Origin of the sequence: Natrarchaeobius chitinivorans, from assembly GCF_003841505.1 — an archaeon.
Classification (GTDB): domain Archaea; phylum Halobacteriota; class Halobacteria; order Halobacteriales; family Natrialbaceae; genus Natrarchaeobius; species Natrarchaeobius chitinivorans.
Genome location: NZ_REGA01000009.1, coordinates 1 through 21,385, shown reverse-complemented (window position 1 = coordinate 21,385; position 21,385 = coordinate 1). Strand labels below are relative to the sequence as shown.

Sequence of the window (21,385 nt, the reverse complement as noted above, 5' to 3'; positions counted from 1 at the left end):
CCGTGGGGAAACGATCTCGATTCCGCGAAACGACTCGAGCGTCAGTAGATGTTGATCACCCGAGACCAGATACACTATAGTAACAACTGGAACTATTTACACACTGATCGCACAGCCGTCGTGCGATCAGGTGTGCATTGACTCCCAGTGGCTACTATACGTCACCCGCGACTGCGGCCTCCAAAAATTTGTCGTCGGCGGGATCGTCTGCGACCGCTTGGATCGATTCGCTCGGTTCGACGAATTCTGCGAAATACCGGACAGTTTCGACTTCTTTCTGGACGGCATCTTCATTCATCTCGAACCGATCGAGATACTTGAGCAGCGTCTTTCTGAACTCCCCGAGAGTGGCCACTGATACGACTATCTGGTACTCTCCCTCGAATCCGGCGACGACCACGTCGTGGGGCGTGCCGGTTGAGATCACTGATGAAATGAGAACGTATCCAGAACGGCCGGCTCTGTTGAAGTTCTATTCTTCATACACAATGTAGAATAGCGTGTCGTAGAATACGTCTCCCTTCCTGACGATTATACAACTCAGGATTCGCGTTTAGCCGGAATATCGTTAGTATTTGTTTTCTCATAATTAAGACGACGAACCGTGTAGGGAAAGAATCAGTGTATGACATGGTCAGTTGAAGCTACAATCAGTTGGGACAGTTTGATCGAGTGGTTCACTCTCACTGACGAAGGCTTTCAAGAAAAGTGACCTAAGGCAGACTCGTATCGCGGTCTTCTCCTGTTCTTAGTAACACCCAGGTGATGAAAATAACAATATAAATTTGAATATTAATAAAAGGAATAAAATGATGTTTTTTCTAGTAAAGGAATTTATATTATTGTGTCTCCAACAATTGTATGCATGTCGAAAGACAACCCACTTCCCCGCCGTATAGTCCTCGCTGCGGCAGGAGCTTCGGCAACTGCTGGATTGACTACGGTTGCCGCTGCTCGCGACGAGGATCAACAACGAACCCCGGACGAGACCGGGAGTGCAACCCGACACCTGACTGTCGAGATCGAACGATACGACGACAGGTCACCTGCCGTGGTCGTACCGGATCAGTTCGAGACGCTCGCTGACGATGCACAGTCGACGATCAACACCGCTATCGAAAACGGTCGAACCACCCGATACGAACGACCGTGGGTTCGTGGTACTGGCTTCGTCGTCAACGACGAATATTACCAGTACGACGTTTCATTTTCCGGTCGTGAAACAAGAGAGACACCGGTACTCGTCGCCGAGTCCGTAGACGGAAAAGAGCTCGGAACGGACTCCGTCACCCTGGTCAACGAGTTCACCTCCGCTGCTTGGGAGGCAATTCACGGTGCGATCGGCCGCGAGCGGTATCTGCACCTGCTCGAAACGGAACCTGACACTTCAGTGGATGACACAAAGCCCCGCCAGCGCGGGTACGTGTTCGGTGCGTCCGAGAACGTTCCGACCCAGTTGGCCGACGTGGATTTCCCCCACTACGTCCAAGACGAAACCGGAGATTGTCACCGTCTTTCTCTCCGGCCGATGCAGGCGAACGTAGAGGTCTACGATGTCCGTACCGAATCTGTCGCGAAGACGGCCGCGGAATTCGACGAGTGGTTCGTAACGAAGCAACTTGCGGTGGACGATCAATTATCGCTACTCACAGTCCAGGAAAAAGAAGTTCTTACTGCCGCAAGTGAGGGGGGTATCACCGAGAAAGGTGAGCCGAGCGAGGCAGTCGCACAGTTCCTCAAGCGCATCGACGTGGATCCGGCTGCGACCCTCGATGATCGTCGCTGGGCGAGAATCGGGTCGGAACTTCTGTTTGTCGACGTCACAAGGGGGGTGGGTTGCTAATGTCCAGTCCGGCGTTGGATATAACGATGTTCCGGGACGAGGACGTCGACGATGACACCTTCAGCGTGGCGGTGGATGCCATTGGAAACCTCGCGGACCAACTTGGGACTGACTATTCAGCCACCTCCCACGGCACACGAGATGGCCCCGACCACAATGATTACAGTGACTATCTGGAAGAACTCGAGGAAGGAGATATTCCAGGTGTCCATGCGGACTTCGTTCCCGATGGTAATCAGGGACTTCTCCTCTACAAACGCGACCTGTCAAGCGAGGTCCCAGCGGGTGCTAGCCGGAGTTTTTTCCGATCCGATGATAGCTGCTACGCAGTCGCCAATGCGCACCTTATGGAGAGTTCTATCGGGAGCGAAAGTGCTTTCAGAAATATAGTCAAACACGAACTCCTCCACTCGTTGATGAACGGCGACGACAACTGTCCAGGAACGCACGTTTCTAGAAGTGACGACCACTCCTGCGGTCACGTTGAGGAATCCTGGTTTCAGACCACCATTACGCCGATGGCGACGGGGTATGCACTTTCGCTCCCCGGGGTTGACACCAATCACCCACCGTCCGAATTCTGTGGGTACGAAGGTGATCCTTCGGGGTCTCCCAACTGGACGCCTGACCTCTCTGGGTGTACCGAATCAGAAGCTACTCGTTGGTTGAGTGACGAATATTGAACTGATGCCAAGCACACGTCGGTCGGTCCTCGGAAACGCGGCGGCCGTCGGAGCGATCCTGGCAGCCGGCTGTCTGGACATCGAAGGTGAAGAACCAAAGTACATCCGTATCAGCAATTGGCACGAAAATCCAGTCACGATCGACGTAACGATCACCAACGTCGATACCGGGGAAGTCGTCTACGACGAGGCGTTGGACTTCGATGGCTTCGCTGGACCCGAAGAAGACGGGTCGCCACCGAGTAAAAAACCCGATCTCGACATCGGAGCGGAGTTCGAGGCAACCGTGACCGCTGCCACCGACCGAGACAGCGACGAACTCACCGACGACATTAGCCCAGCTAGTGGTGCCTGGATCAACGTTTTACACGGGTCCGACAGCGAACTCAGCATCTCGAGGGACGTCGTCTAAATTACCAGCCGATGGATTAGTAGACCCATTACGATGTTCTGTCACGCGACGACCTCCGCTCGGAGGGCCGTGGGTTACAAATCTGTCGGTCAAGAGTGATACAATGTTTCTCACCGTGCCCGATTCGTCGTCTCAACCGTGAGAAAGCAACTAGCTGACTACATTAGCAGCTAAACGCTGATCGTGAGTTGTATAATCGTCAGGAAGGGAGACGTATTCTATGACACGGTAAACTGTAGAATGAAACAGTCGGTAGATGGGAACTGCGTAGTTACCGCTCATCTCTCCGTCAAGAGGTGTGGACAATCTTCATCGAAAGTACTTGTATAGACGAAAAGAAAACATATTTCTATGCCTGCATTCGGTATTGGAATCCCGATATTCCTCGTCGTACAAGCTTTCATCTCGTGGTTCGTCTATTCTGAGGCGAAAAAGTATGGCTCGCGCTCCCCGGTAGTCGTAGGAGCATCTGTATTCGTTCTAGGAGTGGGGCTTGCATTCGTTTTCAGTACTGTCATCGCGTTAGTCGTAGTCGAACTTCTCGTCATTCCAATCTATCTTCTCGGAGTACACGCTGCAAAACGGCGTTCTGCATCCGCTTGAGCTGTTCTATGATACGTTCATCTTGCATTGACCGCTCAGAATGATCGGTCGGTATCATGAACGAGACAGGCGATGGTGAGTTCACGGAATTGTTTCCACCAGCGTCGTGAGCGGACGAACGCACCGTACTTTCGCTTGAGTGTTGAGTTGACAGTCTCGGATTGACTCCGCTGCCCGTAGAGATCAGCGTCTAAGCGTGCGTTCCATGCCTTGAAGAGCGATGTGAACTCACGGTGCTTAATCAGTGGACGAACCTCGTGGTCCGGTTCCATCGGCGGAACCGGTCGAAAATACGTCCCTCACCCTGATTTTCGTCCTATCCGACGGGACAGAACCGGAATAAAGAGTTTTAGTCCGCTCTTGCGTACCGACACTCATGACGGAGTACACGATCGAGTTCGTGGGGACGGGGGAGACGATCACCTGCTCGGAGAAAGAGACGATTCTCAGCCGGTGTCTCGAGGAGGGCATCGCCCAGGAATACTCCTGTCGGGTCGGAATGTGTCTGGCGTGTTCGGCCGAGATTCTCGAGGGAGAGGTCACCCAGCCGGCCGCACGCGGGTTAACCGACGAGGAGGCCGAACGGTTCGCGCTCACCTGTATGGCCCGCCCGCAGTCGGACCTGAAACTCGAGCGTGGCGTCTACCCGCCGAGCATCGAGAGTGACCTCGAGGCGACGGGCGGGGAGACGGCGGCGGCCGACGACTGATACGGATTGCTGTAACGATTTGCCGGCGCAACCGCCGCCCGGGTCGCGGTTGCGCCGGAAATGACTTACAGTAAACCGTATGACGACGCCGATTCGGGACGGTCGGTCGTCGGAGCAGTCTTCTTCAGATTGATGCAGCTTGCTGTAACTGTCCACCGGAGCAATCTTCGAGGTTCTAATTCCCCTCGGCACTACGCTTACTACATCGGTGCGGGAACGATACCAAGCGTAGAGAGGACGATCCAACCTCCCCAGAACACCGCCCATAGCAGGACACCAATTGCAATCCATCTGGGGACGTTCCCCGACAGATCGGGAGCCTCAGATGGGTAGTACGGTGAAAGCGGATTATTTGGCTTCCGGTCACCCATACTCGATATGACGTTTCAGCAGAACTTAAATCCCACACTTACCGAGATACTATAGTAGTGTCTCCTGCTCTACGTTCGGTATTGGCGGCTTCGAAGGAGGCATTTACGCCCCTCCCCCGGCGAGTGAATTCGCCACCAGCAGATTCGTTCGGTTCGCATCAGATCGCTTCTCGAGGTGGAGAGGTGATGACACCGGGAGCGAAGCGCCGATCGTGTGTGACGGGTACACGACCGCGGTAGTCGTACCTTCAACGATGTCGACGACCACGTATGGACCGACGGCTCTCGCGTCGCGGTGCGCTCGCGCTCGCGGCGGTCGGCATCGTCGGTTGCCTCGGCGACTCCGACTCCGGACCGTACGACGGGAACGGGGAGAGCAACGCGACGACGACTGGGGGAATGGAGACGACGCCCGACGACGACGCGATCGCCGACTCGCCGCTTCCGATCCGGGACGGACAACTGCCCGTCGAGTACGAACTCAAGGCCCTGCGGGAGGCCGTCGTCAGGAGCGTCGTCCCGCAAGACGGGATCCCGGCGGTCGACGGTCCCGAGTTCGAACCGGTCGACGACGTCGGTGATCGGATCCGGGACGGCGATCCGGTCTTCGGCGTCCGGCGGGGTGGCGAGGCGAAGGCGTACCCGCAGTCGATCCTCGTCCACCACGAAATCGTCAACGACGAGATCGGCGGCGAGCCGGTCGCCGTAACCTACTGCCCGCTTACGGGGACGGCGATGGGGTTCGAACGGGGCGACACCACGCTCGGCGTCTCGGGTCACCTGCTCAACAGCAATCTCGTGATGTACGACCGCGCAGACGAGAGCTACTGGCCCCAGATGCTCGCCACCGCGATCGAGGGCGATCTCGAGGCGGCGTCGCTCCTCGAGTTTCCGGTCGTCTGGACGACGTGGGAGAGGTGGATCGAGGCGTACCCGGATTCGACCGTTCTCACGGAGGAAACCGGGTATGCGCGGGATTACGACGGCGACCCCTACGGGACGTACAACCCGAAGACCGGCTACTACGGCGAAGACAGCGACTGGATGTTCGATCCGCTCCAGGCGGACGACAGCCACCCGCCGAAGCAGGTGTTTCTCTGCTCGCGACCCGAGGACGGACCGCTCGCCATCTCGCTCGAGGCGTTACGCGAACACGGCGTCTACGGGATCGATCGCGCCGGTCACGACTACCTCGCGGCGTACGATCCGGAACTCGAGTTCGGCCGACTGTACCGGACCGAAGACGCCGACGCGTTCGACTACGAGGACGGGGCGGTGATCGATCCGGACGGTGACCGCCACGATCCCACCGACCTGGCGCTCGAGGCGGTGTACGCCTACGACGCCATGTGGTTCGCCTGGAAGGGGTTCTATCCGTCGACGACCGTCCATGACTGACTCGAGGATCGTCCATGACTGACTCGACGGCCCGGCTCCGAAGACGACTTCACGAGACCGTTCTCGCGAGCCGCGTTGCCGTGCGTCGGGCGGACAGCGTTGGCGTCGCGTTCGCGACCGCGATCGCCTACCTGTTCGGCTTTCTCTGGGCGACGAACTCGTTTACCGTCCGGTTCGGGGCCGGCTTCTCCTGGCGTCTCGTCGACGATCCGTTCACTCGCGCGCTCGAGCGGCGGGGACCGACCTCGTTCGAGCCGATCGCGGTCGTCGACGCCGGGTTCGGAACCGTCCTCCTCGCACCGATCGACCTCGGGATCGGCATCGCTCTCTCGGCGCTCGTCGGACTCAACGTCGCGCTGGCGTACCTGGCACTCGTCCAGCCGGCCTCCTGCGGGATCGGGGCCGGGGCCGGCGCTGCCGCGGCAGTCCCGGCGTTGCTGTCGGGAAGCGTCTGCTGTGCACCGGTCGTCCTCCTCGTGCTGGGCATCCAGGCGAGCGGCGCGCTGTTGACGGTGCTGCCGTGGCTGTTACCGCTCGGCGCGGCGCTGCTGGTCGGGAGTCTCGTGTACGTCGCCGGAAAAGTCGGTCTCGAGCGCGGGCCGATGGACTCTGAGCCGAACCGTTAGTCGACGAAGTCGATGTCGTCGCCCATGTCGGGCTGGACGGCCTCGCCCTCGGGGCGGCCGTAGATCTGTGGTGACTGGACGCCGGTGACGACGATCATGGTCCGCATGCTTCCCTCGAGCGTCTCGTCGATCGAGGTTCCCCAGATGATGCGCGCGTCGGGATCGATGCGGTCGTAGATCTCCTCGACGACGCCCTCGGCTTCCTCGATGGACATGTCGTTGCCGCCGGTAACGTTGACGAGCGCGGAACTCGCTCCGGAGATGTCGACGTCGAGCAGGGGCGAGCGAAGCGCGGTTTTGACCGAATCTTCGGCTTTCGCTTCCGAGTCGGATTCGCCGAGGCCGATCATCGCGACGCCGCCACGTTCCATTACGGTTCGGACGTCGGCGAAGTCCAGGTTGACGAGGCCGGGTTTGGTGATGAGTTCGGTGATCCCCTTGACCGAGCGCATCAACACTTCGTCGCTGACTTTGAACGCCTGACGGACGGGGAGTTTGCCGACGGAGTCGAGCAGGCGGTCGTTCGGAACGACGATAACCGTATCCGAGACGTCGCGCAGGCGCTCGAGGCCGGCTTCGGCGTTCGTCCTGCGGACCTCACCCTCCGCGGTGAACGGCGTCGTGACGATCGATATCGTCAGCGCGCCGGCCTCGCGGGCGGCCTTGGCGACGACCGGCGCGGAGCCGGTTCCCGTGCCGCCGCCGAGTCCGGCCGTGACGAACACCATGTCCGAGCCGTCGATCGCCTCGTAGATGTCCTGTTGGCTCTCGAGGGCGGCTTCCTCGCCGACCTGCGGGAGCGAGCCGGCACCGCGGCCGCCGGTCTTCTCCTCGCCCATCAGAATCTTCGTGTCGGCGTCGATCTCGACCAGGTGCTGGACGTCGGTGTTGGCCGCGACGAGTTTCGCGCCGTGGATCCCTTCCTCGTCCATCCGGTCGATCGTGTTGCCGCCCGCGCCGCCACAGCCGACGACCGTGATGTCGGTCTGGAGATCCTGCAAAACGTCCTCGAGTTCCTCGTCGGTCATCGTTCCCGATTCTCGCCCGCTCTCGCCGTCCGACTCGTCGGTCGACTGGTCGACGTCGAGAGCCTCCGTCGGCTCCCCGTCTTCGGCCTCGTCGATGGCGTCGTCGATGAGTGAGTCCATTCTTGAGACTCTCTAAAAGGCGAAGCATAATTACCTTTCCCCTACACGTCAGCCGAGCGTCTGACACGTTATCGATTCGTTACCTGTCAAAAGACAATTTCGAGGAGAAATGCCGACGTGAAAGGTATATTTCGAATTACTCCGTTTGTCGGACACGTCACAGGGGAAATCGGTGCGTTCGTTTCGTCCGAACACTCCCGGGGCTGATAGATTCACCGTCGACCGTAACCGGGACGCCGTCGGCAAGTTTGCCGAACGCCGGCCCCTCCCGAACGCCGGCCTGTCTCGCCAGGTCGGGATCGAACGCGACCTCCTCGGCGACGACGGCATCGTCTTCGACCGTAACGTCGTCGTACTTCGACTCGAGGACCTCGGCGAGGGCTTCGACCACCGCCGCCCGCGAGTCGGCCGCCGCCGTTCGGGGAACCGCGGCGCGCGATCCGACGCGGCTGCCACCGTTTTCGGTCGCGAACGCGACGGTGTGGCGCTCGACGATCTCACGGACTCGAGGCCGATCGATTCCCTCCGCAGCGTCGACGAGTTCGCCCGGAAGATCGACCGTCGCGATCGGGCGCTCGACGCGCTGGCCGAACTGGACGCCGTCTCCGACGGGTCCGAGATCGGACTCCACCGCGTCGACGAGGTCGAAGGGGCGGTCACCGACCGCACGGAGCCAGCTCTCGCTGACGACGCGGTATCCCATCTCCTCGAGAGCGTCTTCGAGGGCCGGTCGCTGGTCGTCGACGACCGCGAGGTCGGTCTCGCTCGTCTCGAACACCGCCTCGAGGACGTCCCGGTGTGCAGTCGGATGGTCCAACTCCTCGAGTGCCCAGTCCGGCACGACGTGACCGACGGCCCACGGCGTCTCCCGAACGATTCGCTCGAAGCGGGGGACGTAGTGGTTGCCGCCGAAGCCGACGACCTGTCGCTCGCGGTGTGGGTCGACCCCGCGGAGGTCGAGGATCGCCCGGGCGACCGCCTCGGCCCCGACCGGATCGTCCCACTGGTCGTCGTCGCTGCCGAGTTCGGCGAACAGCGAGGGACAGCCGACGTCGGTCGGGCCGTGGTGGGTACACTCCATTCCGACGTCGTACCCCTCGGGAACGTGTTCGTCGAAGGCCTCGAGCAGCCGAGCGAGCGCGTTCGGGCAGGTTTCGGCGACGGAGTCGTCCTCGCCACCGAACTCCGCCGGACCGACGTTTCCCGTGAAGTGGCCGGTCAGCAGCGGGCCGGTGTCGCCGGCGTGGCGCGAGGCGAAGACGAGGACGGCGGGCTCACAGTCGAAGGCGGCGACCGGCCGCTCGAGGTCGAGGTGGCGGCCGTCGAACGAGCGGAGTTCGGCTCCGTCCGTCCGGTAGTAGGTCCCGCCCCCGTCGGCATCCGGACGCCCCTCGTCCGTCCGTTCGTCCCAGGCGACGAGGTCCCGAAGGTGATCGCAGATGTGGACCGACGCCCGGTCGGCACGGCTCTCGACGATCGCGATGTCGCTCATACCGGAGGTCCCGCTCCGGAACCCGTTAAGTCGCCGGTTTTCGATCGGTCCGGCCGCCGTGCCGGAACGGGTTCGCCTGTCACAGTCGGAACGCGTCCGCCCGCTCACGGAAACAGCAGGTAGACGAACGCGACGTAGCCGACGACGAGGGCCGCCCCGTCGAGCCTCGTGAGCCGCCGCCCGTATCCCATCATCCCGACCAGGACGACTGTGAAGACGATCAGGACGGGGAACTCGAATCGGAGCGTCGACGGAGCGATCGAGATCGGGGTGACGATCGCCACGAGTCCGAGGACGGCGAGGACGTTGTAGATGTTCGAACCGACGACGTTGCCGATGGCGAAAGCCGTCTCGCCGCGAATCGCACCGACGACCGACGCCGCGAGTTCCGGAAGCGACGTTCCGAGCGCCAGGACGGTGAGGCCGATGAATAGCTCCGAAAAGCCGAGCGTGGAGAGCAGTTCCGTTCCGCCGGCGACGAGCCACCGCGAGCCGACGACGAGCGCGACAAGCCCGCCGAGAACGAGCGCGACGTCTCGCGGCTCGATTCCTTCACCGGCGTCGGGTTCGTCCGCTATCGGTGCCGGATCGGCCCCCACGTAGTACAGCAGATACCCCGTAAACCCGGCAAGCGTGAACAGGAAGATGGCACCCTCGAGACGGCCGATGACCCCGTCGATTCCGAGGACGAACAGCAAGAACGCGGCGAACACCATGAACGGGACGTGACGACGCATGACCGTCTCGCTCACCGACAGGGGTTTGATGAGCGCCGCGACGCCGAGAACGAGGCCGATGTTCGCGATGTTCGAGCCGAGGACGGCCCCGAGTCCGACGTCCGTCGAAACGTCGAGCGCGCCGATCGTCGCGACGAAGAGTTCCGGTGTGGTCGTCGCGAACGCGATTACCGTCACGCCGACGGTCGCCGCCCGGAGTCCGATCCCGAGAGCCAGTCGTCCGGCACCGGCGACGAGCAACTCGGCACCGGCGTACAGCGCGACGACGCCAGCAGCGAGCACGAGAACGGAACCGACCGTCTCCGAGAACATAGCGTCGGCTACTCGAGAACGCGGTATAAGCAGTGCGAAACCAGGACAGCGCTCCGTGCAAAATGGGGACCGAGGACAGCGCTCCGTGCAAAACGGGGACCGAGGACAGCGCTCCGTGCGAAACGAGGACAGCGTCGGCTCGACAGCGATGGCCGGCGGTGGTCCGTCCTCTCTCGTCCGTCCGGTGAGCGAGGCCCTCCTCTTCGTCGTCGTGAGCGAAGTCGTCACTTCGATCGAAGAGCCCTCGAGAAGTCGTCGTTTCCCGTCGTATCTTCACCTTGTGACCAGAAGCACTTAAAGGAACGAACGGGCCTCGTCGATTCCGAGTTCGTCGTTGCAGACGACGGTTCCCGTTCGCTCTCTTTTACCGGCGATGGAATCGGGCCGTTCACGGCTGAGGAGGGTATCACCGCTTTGGACGGTGTGAGCGTTTCGTACCGTATCGCATTCGGAGTGGTCCGTCCCGTGTGGAGATGGCCGGGTGCATCCCGTACGCAAATAGTTTTCATGCTCGTAAGCGTACCTTGTCTATGGGAATAGGTAACACAAGACATTGTCCGACTGACTCACCGACTGGTGATATCGCGTATCTCACACGGTCCGAACACCGTATTCCGACGCTCGTCGCGCTGACGAAACGCCCCCGGAGTCGGTCCGAGCTTTGTGAACTAACCGGCGTTTCCTCCTCGACGATTCGTCGAACGGTAGACGAGTTCGAAAACCGGGTGTGGATCCGTAAAGACGGATATCAGTACGTTGCAACTCGGCTCGGAGAGTCCATCGCGTCCGGGATGGAGGAACTGATCGACCGGATCGAAACCGAGCGGAAGTTGCGTGACGTCTGGCACTGGCTCCCCGACGAGATGGACAGGTTCTCGATCGAGACGTGGGCGGATCTCACCGTCACCGTCGCCGAGCCCGATTTCCCCTACCAGCCGGTGAACCGATTCGAGTCGCTTCTCGAGGGGACGACTACAGTCCGATTTCTCCGGCCCGAAGTCGCGTTGATGGACCCCTGTTTCGACGTTCTCACGCGACTGATCGGCGACGGCGTGGACGTCACGTTGATCGACCGGCCGAACTGCCACACGTACTTCCGTTCGACGTACCCGAAGCGCAGTTCGGAGATGCTCCAGCGGGACAACTTCACCGTCCTGGAGCACGAGGAGCTACCGCCGTACGGAATCGGGCTTCTCGACGATCGCGTCGTCATCAGCTGTTTCGAGCGAGACAGCGGAACGATACGGGCGTTGCTCGATACCGACGTGCCGGCAGTTCGTGACTGGGCGCAGTCGGTGTACGAACGCTACGAACCCGATGCTCGCCCACTCGAGCCGCAACGAGCCGTCGAGTAGTGACCGGAACATCGATCAACCGTCCAATTCGATCACGGCGGTAACAGGATGACCTCGACGGGGCCTCGAGTAAATGGAACTCGGCTACGACCGCCGCCGCCCAGCAGGCGACTCGTTTGCAGCGAGTGCAAAATCGGCAGCAACCGCCGAAACTTCACGAAGTAGCTACAGTATTCCAGACCACCTACCGTATCAGGCCGAGAGATGAAGTAATTATGAACGACTATCAGCAACTCGTACACGGTATCGACCCCAACACCCTCGAGGAGATCGTCGAACACCCAGGCGGCCATCCAGAGGCGTGAGAAAATGAGCAAATCACTCGACACGGAAAAACTCGAACGCGAGGTCAAGTCGATGTACGGCGACGTCGCGGAGTCGTCCGACGCGGAGTTTCACTTCGAGACCGGACGGGAGCTCGCCGAGCGCCTCGGATACGAACCCGACGATCTGAACTACGTTCCGGACGCAGCGATCGACTCGTTCGCGGGCGTCGGCTACCACTTCGAGTTGGCGAACCTCGAGCCGGGCGAAGCGGTACTCGACCTCGGGAGCGGGTCGGGGATGGACGCGTTCGTCGCCGGGTTGCACGTAACCGAAACCGGGACGGTCACCGGCGTGGATATGACGGACAAACAGGTCGAGAAAGCCCGAACGCTCGCGGCGGAAAACGGCTTTCACAACGTCGAGTTTCGTCGGGGATACATCGAGGAGCTTCCGTTCGAGGACGACTCGTTCGACGCGGTGATTTCGAACGGCGTGGTCAACCTCTCCGCCGAGAAGGATCGGGTCTTCGAGGAGGCGTTCCGGGTGCTGCGGTCCGGTGGACGACTCGCCCTCTCGGATATCATCAGCGAACAGCAAATGCCGGGAAGCATCAAGAACGATGCAGACCTGTGGGCTGCCTGTATCGGTGGTGCCGAACAAGTGGACCGCTACACCGACCTGATCGAGGCGGCGGGACTGGACGTAACCACAGTCGAAGAAAACGTCGACTACGAGTTTACCTCCGAGCGAGCGGCGAACGCCTGTCAGACCTACGGCGTCAAGAGCGTCTCACTGAACGCCCGAAAACACGACTGAGAGGGACTACTGGAGGTCATTTCCGGTGGGCCGCCGGCTGCGGCCCCACCGCTACATCGGTACGATAGACCGTATGCCGACGCTCGAGACGAGAAAATGGACTCAGACGAGCGACACCGCTCACTGGCGAGATGTGAGTTTGAGAGAAGCCGACTTCCCGTCGTATCTTCACCTTGTGACCAGAAGCACTTAAAGAGAGCCGCGGCGTCGACTCGCGGCCGTACCGGTGGTTTCAGCCGAGAAGAGAATCCTGGAACGGCGAATGACGGCCTCACCGGACAATTTTCACCCCGGAGTTGTTGGTTCCGAAAGGCATAATCGGCTGGTGACCCGAGTGGTGACAATGAGTCACCAGCTTCCGGACGTGCAGGCGACCTCCCCCGACGTTACCGTCGGCCTGAGCCAGGTCGGCGTCACCGGCGTCGAGAAACTCGTCAAGATCGCCCGCGACGGCCAGCGTCCGCTCGTGTTCACCGCCGAGTTCGAGGTGTTCGTGGACCTCCCAGCCTGGCGAAAAGGCGCGGACATGAGCCGCAACATGGAGGTTATCGACGAGATTTTAGAGGACGCCACCCGCGAGGAGGCCTACCGCGTCGAGGAAGTCTGTGGCGAGGCCGCCGAACGGCTGCTCGAGAAACACGACTACACGACCAGAGCGGAGGTGGCGATGGAAGCCGAGTTCATGCGCCGCGAACGGACGCCCGCGACCGACCGCGAAACCCAACACACCGTCGACGTCATCGCCTCGGCGACGGCGACCGACGAAGGAACCCGTGAGGAGATCGGCGCGGAGGTGACGGGGATGACGGTCTGTCCCTGCTCGCAGGGGATGTCGGCCGCACGTGCGAAACAGACCCTCGAGAACCTGGACGTCGAGGCGGAGACGATCACCCAGTTCTTAGAGGAGGTCCCCCAGCCGGGCCACTCCCAGCGCGGACACGCGACGGTGACCGTCGAGACGACCGGCGATCCGGAGGTCGACCTGAACGACGTCATCGACGTCGCTCGAGACGCGATGAGCGCGCGGATCTACAACCTCGCGAAACGCCCCGACGAAGATCACATGACCTACGAGGCCCACGCGGACGCGAAGTTCGTCGAGGACTGCGTGCGCTCGATGGCGGAAGGGGTCGTCGCCGAATTCGATCACCTGCCCGACGACGCGGTGATCACGATGAAACAGTCGAACGACGAGTCGATCCACCAGCACAACGCCCACGCCGAGCGCATCGTCGACATGGCGACGCTGCGCGAGGAAGTCGACGGCGGCGACTGAGACGGATTGCTGTCCCGATGTCCCGGCGCACCTGCCGCCCGGGTCGCGACTGGGCCGGAACTGACGGACAGTAAACCGTATGACGCGAATGCTGTAGCGGTACACCGGCGGGACCTGCTCCTGCGGACGTCGAACGTCCGTGACCGTGGCTTTTATCCGTGTATACGGTATAAACGGTTCACCCGACCGATCCGGGTCTGATGGACTACAGTAGCCACTGAACGTCACTGCACACCCGATCGCACAGCAGTCGTGCGATCGGTGTGAATCGTTTCAGTTGTTACGATAATGGCGGGAGATCGGAACCGTTGGCGAAAGAGCGGAACAGTCGGCGAGAGCGAAACAGTTCCATCGACAAGCGACGCGGTCACCAACGCACCTCATGAGCCACTCTCTACAACAGCCCAGGGACGATATCCTCGGCCTCGACACCGGTCTCGAAGCCCTCCAGAACAGTTCCGAGTTCGACGGCCTCGTCGAACCGGTCGCCGAACACGAGTCCTACGACCACCTCGCGTTTATTTACGAATCGCAGGCCGAACAGTTCGCGACCGCGATTCCGTACATCGAACACGGCCTCGAGCGCGGAGAACGATGCATCTACATCGCCGACGAGAACGATACGACGGAGGTGCTGACGGCACTCGAAGAGAGCGGGGTAGACGTCGACGATGCGCTCGAATCTGGCTCGCTCGTCATGTACACCGCCCAGGAGGCGTACCTCCGCAACGGGCAGTTCGATCCCGACGAGATGATCGCGTTCATCGCAGGTGCAATCGAGGAGGGGACCGAGGAGTTCGAGGGCGTTCGAATCACCGGTGAAATGACCTGGGTGTTCGGCGACGATCCGCCGCTCGAGGAACTCATCGAGTACGAGGGGAAGCTCAACGAACTCCTGCCGGATGCGAACGGAATCGCACTCTGTCAGTACAACCGCGAGAAGTTCTCCGCCGAGATCATCCGAGACGTCATCAGGACGCACCCACACCTCATCTACAGTAACACGGTGTGTCAGAACTTCTACTACACCCCGCCGGAGGAGTTTTTCGGCCACGATCAGCCCGAACGCGAAATCGATCGAATGATGGGGACGTTACTCGACCGAACGACGGCCCGCGTCGAACTCCGGAACCACCAGCAACACCTCGAGCGACAGATCGAAATCGCCGCCGACGCCGGCCAGTCGTTCGACGAGAAGCTACGGAACCTCTTCGAACTGGGACGTAACCGGTTCGATCTCGAACTCGGCGGATTGGCGAAAGTCGACCCGGCACACGACACGCTCGAGGTCGAAGCGGTAAGCGGCGAGCACGACCATCTGGAATCCGGAACGGAGGTCCCGCTCTCCGAGACGTGCTGTCGACTCACCGTCGCGACCGAGGAGACGGCGGACGTGACCGACCTCGAAGATAGCGGCTTCGCAGGGACGCTCGCGTACGAAACGTTCGGCGTCGAGGCCTACCTCGGAACGCGGATCCGACTCGAGAACGGGACCGATCGCACGTTCTTTTTCGTGTCCACGGAGCCGGGAGACCGGGAGTTTTCAGACGCCGATCGGACGTTTCACCACCTGATGGGACAGTGGCTGAAGTACGAACTCGAACAGCGAAACCACGAACGACAACTCAAGGAGTCGAACGAGCGTCTCGAGCAGTTCGCTTACGCCGCGTCCCACGATCTGCAAGAGCCGTTGCGAATGGTGACGAGCTACCTCCAGTTACTCGAAAACCGCCACGGCGAATCCTTCGACGGCGACGGTCAGGAGTTCCTCGAGTTCGCCGTCGACGGCGCCGAGCGCATGCGCGAGATGATCAACGCGCTGCTCGAGTACTCCCGCGTCGAGACGCAAGGTGATCCGTTCGAACCGGTGGAACTGGACCAGATTCTCGGGAACGTGCTCAACGACCTGCAGATACAGATCGAGGAATCGGACGCCACGATCAGGACCGAGCAACTGCCTCGCGCGGAGGGAGACGCCAACCAGCTCAGGCAGGTTCTCCAGAACCTGATCGTCAACGCGATAACCTACAGCGGGGACGCCCCACCGGAGGTTCACGTCGACGCCGAACGACAGGGCAGAAACTGGGTGCTCTCGGTTCACGACGACGGAATCGGGATCGATCCGGAAGACCAGGACCGCGTGTTCTCCGTCTTCGACCGACTTCACAGTCGCGAAGAGTACGAGGGAACCGGTATCGGACTGGCGCTCTGCCAGCGAATCGTCGAACGCCACGGCGGCGAGATCTGGGTCGAATCGGATCCGGGCGAGGGATCGACGTTTTCGTTTACGCTTCCCGCGGCCGACGTACACGAGCGGTAGCGACACCTCATGTGAACGATCACGGGCCGGGTGACTCTGGAACTTTCACTGTCCTCTTTAGACGCCGGAAGCGACGACCCACCGAGTACGTTACCCGTCTGTCTCGAGGTCTTTCACTACGCTCGCGGGATTCCCCCGAACGACCACGTCGTCGGGGACGTCCTCAGTCACGACCGCCCCGGACGCGACGACGGCGTTGTCACCGACTGAGACGCCGGGGTTGAGAACCGCTCGTCCACCGATCCAGACGTTATCACCAACCGTCACGGGTTTGCCGTACTCCGGGCCTTTGATTCGTTCGCCCGCGTCGAGCGGGTGTGTTGCGGTATAGATATAGGTGAGCTGTCCATCCTAAAGTCATTAAGTGCATATGCGCGAGGGTGTGGGCAATCCATCCATACTAAAACGGGGCTAATCATCCTTACAGCAGGCGCGACTATTCTGCTTCAATTCTTGTCCATGGAGAATAGCATTTTCTTCCCTCTGTTGCTGGGTCTCTTGCGACGTGATAAGGTGGATGATGATCGATGGGCGCTTCTCTCGCGCGTAAGCACTGGTCCTCAAATGGCTGGTCAGAGTACCGAGAGGCAACTCGATAACCTCGAGGAAGAAGTTAACAGTGTTGACGGAGATGTTCGGAAAGAAGTGGAAGTCGCTGAATCAGCGGCTACGGTAAAGAGAGAATCATTAGAAGAGATTGCAGCTCTCGCAGAGGAGGACGAGATTGATGTTGTAGGCGTCTCGAAACTTGATCGTCTAACCCGGGCGGATCCCTGGGAGAGCTTCGAATATCTGAAACAGCTGAAGGAAGCCGACATCATCCTCTACGCTGGCACACACGGTTACTTTGACTGGGATGATCTTTACGACTTTCAGATGTTAGTTCGCCAAGTCGTTTTCTCACGGGAATGGTACCAGCGGATCCGTGACAATGCACGCGACGGCCAGATTGGAAAGCTTGAGCAGGGTAAGTGGCCTTTCGGACAGCCACCTTTCGGTTACTACAAAGACGAAAATGATTACGTTTTGTTGACTGAGCAAGGTGAGGATATCATTCCTGAAACCTTCGAGTTATATCGGCAAGAGCAAAACCGAGCAGAGGTGAAACGGACAATCAATGACCAATATAACCAAAGTGTAAGTGACTCTCAACTTAAAACACTTCTTCAGAGCCGTCTGTGTCTGGGCCAACTAACACTCGAAGGCGAAGTCATCAAAGAGAATCCACAGCTTGCAGTCATCGATCTAGAGGTCTTCAATGCAGTCCAAGAAATCCTTGATAGACGGAGTTCAGATCCAACAGGAACTCGAGCGGTTCCTAAACCTATAGAGCGAGCCGCTGAGCAATATGGCGAAGAGTACGTCCTTACTCTGTTCGACAGCATACACACGCAGTGTAGAAAATGCGGCGGTGATCTACAGCATAATGGGGATCTGGAACGTTGGGGAACGAAGTTGAAAAACTACGTCTGCCAAGAATGTGACCACCAGGGACCTCTTCTCACACAAGAGGAGTTCAACAAATTACACGACACCCTCCCATTACGGTGTCCTTTTTGCCCCGAAACGGAACACTTTGAGATCGACCGGGCTGAGGGCGGAGAATGGGATTACTCATACACGTGCTTGAGCTGCGACAATATGTTTGGAACTGATTTACTTCCAGACAAATACCAGCGCGGTTTTGAACATCCAGATCTCAAGTTCACGTGGTCAGGAGACACACCTGCCGACCAGGCCCGTGAAGATCTAAGTAGCGATGAGAATGATGGGTCAGGACCGAATCAAGTGGCCCTCACAGACTTCTAATTCTCGGAGATCGCTGACTTTTCTCCAGACTGTTTCTTTAGCTACACCAGCCGCTTTTCCGGCCTCAACTAGTGTTATGTCGTGACCATGAGCGGTGGCAATGAGGTAGAGTGCTCCAACAGCGATACCAGCTGGATTCCCGCTTATATCGACTTCCCTGTCTAGAACGTTCTCAACTTCTCGAACGAGACCGTCCTGAATTCCTAGCTCCTCTCCTAAATATTGAGCGTAGGCCTCTGGTCCGGCAACAGGTATCTCAAGTTCTAACGTCCTCATCAGGTCCCGGTATGAATTACTGATCAACCCTTCCCTCTCATCGACAACCTTTGCTACAATACTGACGGGGACAGGCCGTTCACTTTCCCGGGATGCCAGATAAACGCATGCACCCACGAGTGCATCCTGACTGCGGCCGTGTAGAAGTCGATTTTCCCACCCAGCGATCACCAGTTCGGCTGCACGAATTCGATTGTTTCTACTAAACCTCAACTGCTGAGCTGCCCCGTCAAGCGATAAGAGTAGTTCAACTATATTTTCATCAGACGAGTCTTTGACACTGACGTCGTTCACCCACGCTACGTTCGGCGATGTGGTTTCTGTTTGTACGGGGGTGTTCGATCCATCCGCTTTATTATCCCCGTTTGACTGCTCGGTATTCGTTTCTGGATCCACTAATCCACAATTCTGGCAAACAGAGGTACCAGGCTTCGGATCCATCTCTTTTATTTGCCCATCGCATTGTGGGCAAGCTGTTTCGGTCACTATCCGTCACCTCTCTCAACCATTGTCTTGAAGTGGCCCAATATCTTCTCACTCTTCGATTTCTTTCGCCGTGAATCCATCTCGTTACTCGAATTTTGAAAGCGATACCGAGTCTCGACGACTGCTTCGAACAGGTCTTCGCTTACAATTTGATACTCGTCAACATATTCATTGAAGTCTGCCAGTTCGTATTCCCCAGTGTACAACTCGTTACTAAGTACAGTTCTTACCGCTTGGCGACACCATCTCTCGCCTTTCTTCGTTGTGAGATCCTTCTCATTCAGTAGATAGGCCACCTGGGGCATGGAGCGCTCCTCGAGATAAATTCGAAAGATCCGCCGGACGAGAGACGCTTCCTCGTCGTTGACCTCCAATCGTCCCTCGCTGGTTTTCTCGTAACCGAGCGGTGGGTGGTCGTTCGGCCACTTGTGATCTTTAGCCAGTCCATACATGCCGATTTGGACCCGTTGGCTCGTGAGATCACTTTCCAGTTCTGCAGCCGATGCAAGGTTCCGAAAGTTGAACCTGCCAACTGGAGACGTCGTGTCGATATACTCCGTTACGCTCTGTAGCCCAACGCCCCATGAGCGCAACTTATCTTCTATTCGAACAAGATCCGCAAGCGACCGGCAAAACCGATCTAACTTCCAGAATATGACGACATCGATCCGACCTGCTTCGGCTTGTTCCAGCATCTTCTGAAACTGTGGCCTGTCTACGTCTCGACCCGATTCTGCTTTATCGAAGAACACGTATTCGACTGACCAACCAGCTGCTTCGCACTGCTCCCAGCAACGGTTAATCTGTTCGTCAATGGAGTACTTTGACTTTTGAGACGGGGAAGAGGTTCTTGCATAGATACCAGCGTCGAGTTCTGTCTCATCTTCAGAGCCGCTTTGAGCGATCGATTCCTCTCGCTTCGGAATGTGGGTTCCGTCCATTTCGTTCACCCCCTTTTCCTCGGTGAGAGGATAGAATCTCCACGAAGTGTAGCTGGCACACCGTGATCGCAACAAGAGGGACAGAGGGGTGGCTCTGAAAGATTTCCGTTCCATTCAACTGAATCGTGCGAATAGGTCGCGTCGCAACGTTCACATTTCCAATCATGTACCCCAAATTTGTCCGTTAAGTCTGGATGTTGCTTTGAGAGGGTCGGTGTGAGCTTTACATTCTCGTGACTCTCCAGATGACGCCTCACCTCTTCTCGAGGGTATTCATGGAGCGGCAGAAATCCTACAGGACCTACGCTCTCGTAGCTTGCACTCCCTCGACCACACCTCTCTCTAAAGGAACAAAAACTACACTCCCAACCGTACTCGGGATTTGCCGGTGGCAACTCCTCGTTGAGTCGGTACGAAGTATGTGTCTCTGCCCAGGATAGGACTGTATTGCGCCAGAACCACGGATCAAATTCGATGTGGAACACCTTGACGTCCAGAGTTTTTCGACTGCCGTACAGGACGACTGCTTCCGTCACTTTCCGGTCGTGTTTCTCGCTCAATCCCTTCATGTAGGCATGCGCCTGTGCTCGATGATGTTTATTCGGCGAATGAACGTTGTCTACAGATTGTTTGGTTTTGATCTCCGTGAGAAGCAACGGTTCACCATCTGAATCTACGACCACAGGATCCGTTTCTCCCTTGATTTGGATCGTACCAGCATCGGTCTGGGCGGTGAAATCGACCCAGAGCGAGTTCGAGACGTATTCGTGGTCATTAACTATAGCTTCCCTCAGGAAATCTATCACGAGGCTTTCCTCAAACTGTGACCCAAACCAAAACATCCCGGTTGGATCCGGTTTTTCTGCTGGCGCGTTGCATTGGCGGTATGCGATTTTTCGGTGGCATTGCAGTAGCTGGCTTGGACTATGTTTTCGGGGCGACGGAACCGACGGTGGTCCGTTGAAATACGGCTTTCCGTTTTCGATGTTTTTCCGGAATTCCCGCTCCTGATACCAGTCTCGAAACTGCTTTCCAGAGATTTCGTCGACCAGATTGGTCTCAGACGGCCGAGTTCTAGTCGTTTCCTTATCTATTTCTCCCATGTTGACCTCCTCGACTGCTGATCTGATTACAAATCATACAGGAGAGTGCCAACGAGAAGCCTCTTGATCAATCGCCAGTTGTGGTTACGGAGCGTCTATCCGTCTTTAGCTAAGCGTGAAACCACGTGACAGCGACAGCTTATCGTGGATACTTTTCGGAAGGAATGAGGAGGTATCGAGTGTGCACAACGAAACCTCCTCATCTCGGATTATGCGTCGGCTCACTACATTGTTTCCCTCCGAGTTCCTCGAAGAGCACGCCGAGGAACTCGGCGTGGTCGAACGCGACCGCAAGCTCCAGATTCCCGCATTCGTCTGGGCATTCGTGTTCGGTTTCGCCGCAGGCGAAAGCCGAACACTCGCTGGCTTCAGACGCAGCTACAACTCGACAGCTGATGAGAC

The 21,385-nt window shown here is 58.6% G+C and carries 18 protein-coding genes and 3 pseudogenes; 12 read left to right on the top strand and 9 right to left on the bottom strand.

The genetic code is table 11. The features are described from left to right. Positions 1-154: 154 nt before the first annotated feature. A complete protein-coding gene (locus EA473_RS22775) occupies positions 155-427 on the bottom strand; it encodes a PIN domain-containing protein (RefSeq protein WP_243645235.1) in 273 nt (90 codons plus the stop codon). Between the two features lie 438 nt (positions 428-865). On the opposite strand from EA473_RS22775, the gene EA473_RS11345 reads away from it, so the two are divergent. From EA473_RS11345 to EA473_RS11335, 3 genes are read left to right on the top strand one after another with little or no spacing between them, the layout of a single operon-like run. After that, positions 866-1,843, top strand: coding sequence for a hypothetical protein (locus EA473_RS11345; RefSeq protein ID WP_124195779.1), 978 nt, complete (start codon positions 866-868; stop codon positions 1,841-1,843). Further along, on the top strand, positions 1,843-2,526 hold the full coding sequence (locus EA473_RS11340) for a hypothetical protein (protein ID WP_124195778.1): 684 nt from the start codon (positions 1,843-1,845) through the stop codon (positions 2,524-2,526). The genes EA473_RS11345 and EA473_RS11340 overlap by 1 nt, the downstream gene beginning before the upstream one ends. Positions 2,527-2,530: 4 nt before the next feature. Further along, entirely contained in the window at positions 2,531-2,938 is a 408-nt protein-coding gene (locus tag EA473_RS11335; RefSeq protein ID WP_124195777.1) for a hypothetical protein, read from the top strand. Positions 2,939-3,576: 638 nt separating this feature from the next. Here the strand turns inward: EA473_RS11335 and EA473_RS11325 are convergent. Beyond that, positions 3,577-3,801: pseudogene (locus tag EA473_RS11325) on the bottom strand (IS5/IS1182 family transposase); the annotation flags it as partial. A 116-nt stretch (positions 3,802-3,917) separates the two neighbouring features. Between EA473_RS11325 and EA473_RS11320 the strand changes: the two are divergent. From EA473_RS11320 to EA473_RS11305, 3 genes are all read left to right on the top strand, one after another. Then, positions 3,918-4,250: a 2Fe-2S iron-sulfur cluster-binding protein gene (locus tag EA473_RS11320; RefSeq protein WP_124195775.1), complete on the top strand. Its 333-nt coding sequence runs from the start codon at positions 3,918-3,920 to the stop codon at positions 4,248-4,250. A gap of 641 nt (positions 4,251-4,891) precedes the next feature. Then, positions 4,892-6,019 carry a DUF3179 domain-containing protein gene (locus EA473_RS11310; RefSeq protein WP_124195774.1) on the top strand — a complete coding sequence of 376 codons (1,128 nt, stop codon included), beginning with the start codon at positions 4,892-4,894 and terminating at the stop codon, positions 6,017-6,019. 14 nt (positions 6,020-6,033) lie between these two features. Next, positions 6,034-6,645 carry a hypothetical protein gene (locus tag EA473_RS11305; RefSeq protein WP_124195773.1) on the top strand — a complete coding sequence of 204 codons (612 nt, stop codon included), beginning with the start codon at positions 6,034-6,036 and terminating at the stop codon, positions 6,643-6,645. Here EA473_RS11305 and ftsZ read toward each other — a convergent pair. The 3 genes from ftsZ to EA473_RS11290 form a co-directional block, all read right to left on the bottom strand. Further along, positions 6,642-7,793, bottom strand: a complete 1,152-nt coding sequence (gene ftsZ, locus EA473_RS11300; protein ID WP_124195772.1) for a cell division protein FtsZ — start codon at positions 7,791-7,793, stop codon at positions 6,642-6,644. The two genes, EA473_RS11305 and ftsZ, sit on opposite strands and share 4 nt — an antisense overlap. A gap of 157 nt (positions 7,794-7,950) precedes the next feature. Next, positions 7,951-9,285 carry a D-aminoacyl-tRNA deacylase gene (locus tag EA473_RS11295; RefSeq protein WP_124195771.1) on the bottom strand — a complete coding sequence of 445 codons (1,335 nt, stop codon included), beginning with the start codon at positions 9,283-9,285 and terminating at the stop codon, positions 7,951-7,953. Positions 9,286-9,389: 104 nt separating this feature from the next. Further along, positions 9,390-10,334: a calcium/sodium antiporter gene (locus EA473_RS11290; protein ID WP_124195770.1), complete on the bottom strand. Its 945-nt coding sequence runs from the start codon at positions 10,332-10,334 to the stop codon at positions 9,390-9,392. Between the two features lie 530 nt (positions 10,335-10,864). Between EA473_RS11290 and EA473_RS11285 the strand changes: the two genes are divergently transcribed. From EA473_RS11285 to EA473_RS11270, 4 genes are all read left to right on the top strand, one after another. Next, positions 10,865-11,689, top strand: a complete 825-nt coding sequence (locus EA473_RS11285; RefSeq protein WP_124195769.1) for a helix-turn-helix transcriptional regulator — start codon at positions 10,865-10,867, stop codon at positions 11,687-11,689. Between the two features lie 309 nt (positions 11,690-11,998). Beyond that, on the top strand, positions 11,999-12,772 hold the full coding sequence (locus tag EA473_RS11280) for a methyltransferase domain-containing protein (protein ID WP_124195768.1): 774 nt from the start codon (positions 11,999-12,001) through the stop codon (positions 12,770-12,772). 343 nt (positions 12,773-13,115) lie between these two features. Next, positions 13,116-14,048: a GTP cyclohydrolase MptA gene (gene mptA, locus EA473_RS11275; protein WP_124195767.1), complete on the top strand. Its 933-nt coding sequence runs from the start codon at positions 13,116-13,118 to the stop codon at positions 14,046-14,048. Between the two features lie 382 nt (positions 14,049-14,430). Then, positions 14,431-16,368 carry an MEDS domain-containing protein gene (locus EA473_RS11270; protein ID WP_124195766.1) on the top strand — a complete coding sequence of 646 codons (1,938 nt, stop codon included), beginning with the start codon at positions 14,431-14,433 and terminating at the stop codon, positions 16,366-16,368. Between the two features lie 90 nt (positions 16,369-16,458). On the opposite strand, the pseudogene EA473_RS11265 reads toward EA473_RS11270, so the two are convergent. Beyond that, positions 16,459-16,704 (bottom strand): annotated as a pseudogene (locus tag EA473_RS11265) (DapH/DapD/GlmU-related protein); the annotation flags it as partial. 177 nt (positions 16,705-16,881) lie between these two features. On the opposite strand from EA473_RS11265, the gene EA473_RS11260 reads away from it, so the two are divergent. Beyond that, positions 16,882-18,177 (top strand): recombinase family protein, encoded by a 1,296-nt coding sequence (locus tag EA473_RS11260; protein WP_165875266.1) that lies wholly within the window; start codon positions 16,882-16,884, stop codon positions 18,175-18,177. On the opposite strand, the gene EA473_RS11255 is transcribed toward EA473_RS11260, so the two are convergent. Genes EA473_RS11255 through EA473_RS11245 form a run of 3 tightly spaced genes read right to left on the bottom strand, consistent with a single transcriptional unit; the run spans position 18,142 to position 20,983 of the window. After that, positions 18,142-18,894: a transcription initiation factor IIB family protein gene (locus EA473_RS11255; RefSeq protein ID WP_124195763.1), complete on the bottom strand. Its 753-nt coding sequence runs from the start codon at positions 18,892-18,894 to the stop codon at positions 18,142-18,144. The genes EA473_RS11260 and EA473_RS11255 overlap by 36 nt on opposite strands. A gap of 44 nt (positions 18,895-18,938) precedes the next feature. Then, a complete protein-coding gene (locus EA473_RS11250) occupies positions 18,939-19,880 on the bottom strand; it encodes a recombinase family protein (protein ID WP_124195911.1) in 942 nt (313 codons plus the stop codon). Between the two features lie 5 nt (positions 19,881-19,885). Next, positions 19,886-20,983 carry a CRISPR-associated protein Cas4 gene (locus tag EA473_RS11245; RefSeq protein WP_124195762.1) on the bottom strand — a complete coding sequence of 366 codons (1,098 nt, stop codon included), beginning with the start codon at positions 20,981-20,983 and terminating at the stop codon, positions 19,886-19,888. A gap of 211 nt (positions 20,984-21,194) precedes the next feature. Here EA473_RS11245 and EA473_RS11240 point away from each other — a divergent pair. Then, positions 21,195-21,385: pseudogene (locus tag EA473_RS11240) on the top strand (IS4 family transposase); the annotation flags it as partial.